The organism is Mesorhizobium sp. M2C.T.Ca.TU.002.02.1.1 (assembly GCF_003997225.1).
The window spans coordinates 1-5,206 of the sequence record NZ_RZTO01000438.1; the positions used below are offsets into that span (position 1 = coordinate 1).

At 62.2% G+C, this 5,206-nt stretch carries 6 protein-coding genes and 1 pseudogene; 4 read left to right on the forward strand and 3 right to left on the reverse strand.

Annotated elements, in window-relative coordinates; genetic code table 11:
- A partial coding sequence (locus EOD07_RS21520; protein ID WP_127236903.1) for a 50S ribosomal protein L11 methyltransferase occupies positions 1-564 on the reverse strand: 564 nt, incomplete at its 3' end.
- The gene (locus EOD07_RS21525) at positions 564-1,148 is read right to left on the reverse strand and encodes an SCO family protein (protein WP_127236904.1); all 585 of its coding nucleotides are present in this window, start codon (positions 1,146-1,148) and stop codon (positions 564-566) included. The genes EOD07_RS21525 and EOD07_RS21520, both read right to left, overlap by 1 nt.
- Before the next feature lie 237 nt (positions 1,149-1,385).
- Between EOD07_RS21525 and EOD07_RS21530 the strand changes: the two genes are divergently transcribed.
- From EOD07_RS21530 to EOD07_RS21540, 3 genes are all read left to right on the forward strand, one after another.
- Positions 1,386-1,814, forward strand: a complete 429-nt coding sequence (locus EOD07_RS21530; RefSeq protein ID WP_245470376.1) for a CreA family protein — start codon at positions 1,386-1,388, stop codon at positions 1,812-1,814.
- 58 nt (positions 1,815-1,872) lie between these two features.
- A complete protein-coding gene (locus EOD07_RS21535; RefSeq protein ID WP_127236906.1) occupies positions 1,873-2,514 on the forward strand; it encodes a DapH/DapD/GlmU-related protein in 642 nt (213 codons plus the stop codon).
- 208 nt (positions 2,515-2,722) lie between these two features.
- Complete coding sequence (locus tag EOD07_RS21540) at positions 2,723-3,004, forward strand: hypothetical protein (protein WP_127236907.1); 282 nt, start codon at positions 2,723-2,725, stop codon at positions 3,002-3,004.
- Positions 3,005-3,115: 111 nt separating this feature from the next.
- Here EOD07_RS21540 and EOD07_RS21545 read toward each other — a convergent pair whose 3' ends face one another.
- Positions 3,116-4,324 carry a hypothetical protein gene (locus EOD07_RS21545; RefSeq protein ID WP_245470374.1) on the reverse strand — a complete coding sequence of 403 codons (1,209 nt, stop codon included), beginning with the start codon at positions 4,322-4,324 and terminating at the stop codon, positions 3,116-3,118.
- Between the two features lie 280 nt (positions 4,325-4,604).
- Here EOD07_RS21545 and EOD07_RS21550 point away from each other — a divergent pair.
- A pseudogene (locus EOD07_RS21550) lies at positions 4,605-5,006 on the forward strand (low affinity iron permease family protein); the annotation flags it as partial.
- Positions 5,007-5,206: the final 200 nt, after the last annotated feature.

Sequence of the window (5,206 nt, forward strand, 5' to 3'; positions counted from 1 at the left end):
GACACGGACGGCGACCGGATCGATGTCGGTCGCCAGCACCGGGATATGCGCGAGCTTGGCGAGCGCAATCGCAAGCACCGCGCTGCCGGTGCCGAGGTCGAGCGCGTTGCGCGGCCGCTCGCGCAGCACCACCTGCTCCAGCATTTCGAGGCAGCCGGCCGTGGTGCCGTGATGGCCGGTGCCGAAAGCAAGGCCGGCCTCGATCTCGATGGCGAGATCACCGGCGTGGCGCTTGGCGCGGTCGTGCGAGCCGTGGACGAGGAAGCGGCCGGCGCGCACCGGCTTCAAGCCTTCCAGCGATCGCGACACCCAGTCCACATCGGGAAGGACCTCGCGCTCGACAGGCTTCGGCAAGCCGAGACCGGCGAGGATATCCCTGACCCGCGCCTCGATGGGATCGACGTCGCCATCGGCATAGAGCGACACTTCGTGGACGTCGTTGTCCTCGTCGAGTTCCAGCACGGCGATCGGCAGGCCGTCATCCTCGAAGGCTGCGTCGAGCGCCGCGAAGATGCGGTCGGCCTCGATCTTGTTGGCGGTGAGGTGGAGCCTGGTCTGGCCCATCAGCTTTGTCCGCCGGCAGCCAGCCGCTTCAGTTTGGCGATCGCGGTGTCGGCGCTTTCACCATAGGCGATGGTGCCGGCGAAGTCGCCCCTGGCATTGAGCAGCAACACCGAAGCCGTATGGTCCATCGTGTAGTCGCCATCGCCGGTGTCGACCTTCTTCCAATAGATGCCGAAGGCCTTGGCCATGGCATGCACCTTGTCCGGATCCCCGGTGATCCCGGTGATGCGGTCGGAAAAGTTGCTGACATAGGTGTTCATCGTCTCCGGCGTGTCGCGCTCCGGATCGACGGTGACGAAATAGGCGTTGAGGTTCTTGCCGCTGTCGCCCATCGTCTTCAGCCAGCCGGCCAGCTCGAACAGGGTCGTCGGGCAGACTTCCGGGCAATGGGTGAAGCCGAAGAAGACGACGCTCGGGTGGCCCCTGAAGGCGGCTTCGGTGATCGGCGCGCCTTTCTGGTCGACCAGGGTGAAGGGCGCGCCGAAGGGCTCGCCGCCATAGTGGCCGCGGTACCAGTCGAATGTCAGCCAGCCGATACCCGCCACCATCAGGACGAGAATGCCGATCAGGATTGAACGCATCATCAGTGAATGTCCGTCGCCATTGCTTTGGCTAAAGCCAGTTTGCCGACAGTCTTAACGGGTCGGCGCCGGGCGCGCAAAGATGTCGCGTTGCCGCAAGCGGCCGTGCAGTCCGATTGCGGCTTGCAAACGCCACGATCCTGTCCCACCTGACATCGGCAAACGTGAACCGAGGAGGCTTCCTTGCGAAAACTGATCGGCTTGTTCGCCGCCTGTCTTGCCCTGAGCGCCGGCGCGGCCATGGCTGACGAAGTGGGTAAAGTGGGTGTCGACTGGGTCGGCAACGACATCATGGTCGACGCCATCAAGGACCCGAAGGTCGACGGCGTCACCTGCCATGTCGCCTATTTCGACCGCAGCATCATCGACCGGCTGCATAAGGGCAACTGGTTCGAGGATCCTTCCGATTCCTCGATTTCCTGCCGCCAGACGGGGCCGATCACCATCGGCGACATCGACATGAGCGAGGGCGGCGAGGAGGTGTTCAAGCAGGGCCTCAGCCTGATCTGGAAAAAGCAGGTGGTGAACCGCATCTACGACAAGAAGAACGAGACGCTGGTCTATCTGTCGCATTCGCGCCAGGTGCAGAACGGCTCGGCGAAGATGTCGATCACGACCGTGCCGCTCTACGGCCAGAACGTGGTGTGGACCAAGGGTAAGCCGCAATAGCTTCCCGACAGGACATGCCGCGCTTGCGGGGCCGTCCCCGCCGGCGTAAAGCCCCCTCATGGACCGTCCTGAAAACCTCGTCCTCAAGGACCCCGAGCCGCGCATTCATCCGACCGCGGAGTTGAAGGGATGCAAGCTAGGCCGCTATGCCTCGATCGGCGAGCGGGTGATCCTGCGCGAGGTGAGCGTCGGCGACTTTTCCTATTTCGAACGTCATTGCGAGGCGATCTACACGACGATCGGCAAGTTCTGCTCGATCGCCGCCAACAGCCGCATCAACGCGCTCGAGCACCCGATCGAGCGGCTGACGCAGCACAAGGTCAGCTACCGGCCGAACGAGTATTTCCGCTGGCTGGGCGTCGACACCGAATTTCGTGCGCGCCGGCAGGCGAAATCGGTCGGTGTCGGCCACGATGTCTGGATCGGCCATGGCGCGGTCGTCATGCCGGGCGTCACGATCGGCAATGGCGCCGTCATCGGCGCCAATGCCGTTGTGACGCATGACGTCGCGCCCTACACGATCATGGCCGGGGTTCCCGCAAAGCCGCTCCGCCGGCGCTTCTCCGCCGCCGTCGCGGCGCGCATCGAAGCGCTGGCCTGGTGGGACTGGGCGCCCGAGAAGCTGGCGCGCGCAATCCCCGACATCCAGGCTATGCCGATCGAAGCCTTTCTCGATCGCTGGGAAGACAATACCCCCTGATCTACCTGCACCCCCCGATCTATTTACCATTGCCCGTAACCAAGGTTTTTAACGTAAAATATTAGCGTTAAAAATTGGAAAACGACGTGTATAGATCGGATTAATCACTCTGCGGTTGCAAGCATTTCCGCAAAATGTACAAGTCCCCTTGGAGGTAATATCGGGGTGAAGTTGAAGGAAACACCGTAAGCAACAAAGGAGAGTAGTCATGAAGAAGTTCGTATTTGCACTCACCGCAGCTGTTGTTGTTTCCTTCTCGTCCGCCGGCGCCCATGCCGGTGGCTGGGGTGGTAGCTCGGGCAGCCTCATCAACGTGTCGCCGAACGTCAATCTCGGCGCGTTGAATGGCGTGCTCAACGGCAACAACATCCTCAACGGTAACGTCGTTTCGGGCATTCTGAACGGCAACAAGACCAATGTCGTTTCCGGTATCCTCAGCGGGATCGGCGTCAACGTCGGCAGCAACAACTACTCGCTGAAGAGGCACTGAGCAGAAGCGCGGAAAGCTAGCATCCGCAACGGACAGGAGGGGCTCGCACACCCTCCTGTCTGTCATTTCCGGTCGCTGCCTGATGGCTTGGTCGGGAGTTTCCGTCGAGCGCTAGATATTGGTACGCACGCCGACGAAGGCGTCGACCGTGCTCTCATGCTCGTCGAGAATGGTCTTTACTTTCTGCGCGTAATCGACCCGGAACACGATGTTCAGCGACCTGGTCGCGCCCCAGGTCGCCTCGGCATAGACGCCCTTGCTGCGCTCGACATTCTCAAGCAGCAGATTGTCCTTGAGTTGAGCAAATATCCCGGTGCCGACGGCAAGATTTTCGCGCAGCTTCAAGCCGAGCTCGAGCTCGGCGCGGCGCAGCCATGAGGCGAGCGGATCGTCGGTGTCGGATGTCTCGTAACGGCCGAAGCAGGTGCCGCGCAACTCGAATCCCTTCGGCAGCGGTTTGACGAAATTTGCCTGCCAGGCCGGCAAGACACGCTCGTAGATGCCGTCGGCGCCGCGCAGATACTGCGCGCCGAGCGCCAGGCCGAAACTCGAGCCGTCCTTGCCCTTGAAAGCCGCTTCGGCCTGCGCGGTGTACTGGAAAAACGAAAGCTGGAGCGGCGGGAAGCCGACACGTTCGACCGAAGCCAGCAACGCCGATGTCGAGCCGCCGAAGGCGTATTCGCCGACGGTCCGCGTCAATCTTGCCGCCATCTGGGAGAGGATGCGGTCGGCGTGAAGCTTGGTCGGCGAAATGAGATCGTCCTGGAAATGGGTGTCGCCGACCCTCTCGATGCTCTCCGTGGCCTCGATGGTGAGCGAGGTCGCATTGCCGAGATCGATGCCGAACTGCCCTTGAGCGCTGAGGATCTGCTTCAGTTCACGCGTGCCGATGATGAGCGGGCCGATCTCCAGATCGTCGCCGGTGCTCAGCACGCGATAGCTGAGCGTTCCGCGCAGCTCGAGCCCTGCCTCCAAGCGCCGGAAAGCTTCCGCCGACAGCGCCAGCGAGCGGTCGTCCTCGATCGAGGCCCTGTTGTAGCGCGATGCCTCGAAATCGGCATGGATCCTGGCATTGGCGTCGGCATCGCCCCATTGCTGGTCGATCGAGCCGCGCAGCAGCGTGTACCAGTCGGTGACGGCGCGATCACTGTCCAGCGCGTTGGTAGTCCAGTGCTGTTCTATGCTGCCGGTGATCTTCGGACCCGTTCCGGGATCGGCCTTTGCCGCAGCGCCGGCCAGCAGAAGGCCGAGACACGCGGCGCCGCCAAACAATCCGGGTGAAAGGTAGCGCGTGACAGGACGGGGCGTTTCGATGGTCATGCTCCGCGCTCTGATCGTGAGTGCCCCTTCCGCCATGCGGGGGTGGCGCAGCGGAAGGGGCTTGGAGGTAAACCGCCGTGAAGCGGAAGGAACAGGCTTTCTGGCCTGCACCGGCACTATCGCAAACAAACGGATAAGGTGTTTTTTCACGCGCCTGCGCTTTCCGCGTGTATCCGATTGTGGCTGCGCGCGGGCATGAAGATTCGTTCCATGGGAACCGGAGCGGGCGGCAGCTTGTTTCTTCGCAAATGCCTGCGCATCCACGGTTCGAGGGACTTGCATGATCGAGAAAGTTTTTACGCGGATAGCCAACCAGGTGGCACATCTGGCGGGCCTGCCGGCCACCTTCACCATCTGCGTGCTGATCGTGGTTGCATGGGCGGCAAGCGGCCCGTTCTTCGGGTTCTCGGACACCTGGCAATTGGTCATCAACACCGGCACCACCATCATCACCTTCCTGATGGTGTTCCTGATCCAGAACACGCAGAATCGCGACGGCGCGGCGATCCAGGCCAAGTTGGACGAGCTGATCAGGGTCGGCCGCGCCCATAATCATTTCATCGGCATCGAACATTTGACCGAATCCGAAGTCGAGGAGATCCGTGCCAAATGCGAAGCGGCGGCGAAACGGCATGATCGCGAGATCGCCGAAAAGGCAGCCGACAAAGCCGTGACCAGAAAGAACGGGGGCAGGCATGCGCCAAAGAACGCTACCAAGCATGCGCCCAAGACCGCCGGCGCGGGCACGAGGAAGACCGCGGCCGGGAAGAACGCCCCGAAGAAGAAAGCGGCGGCTTGAGGCGGCCGTCAGCGATTCATGAAGGCCGCGAATGCGTCCTTATGATCGGGATGCCAGCGCGACAAGGCAGGGCGGTTCTCGAT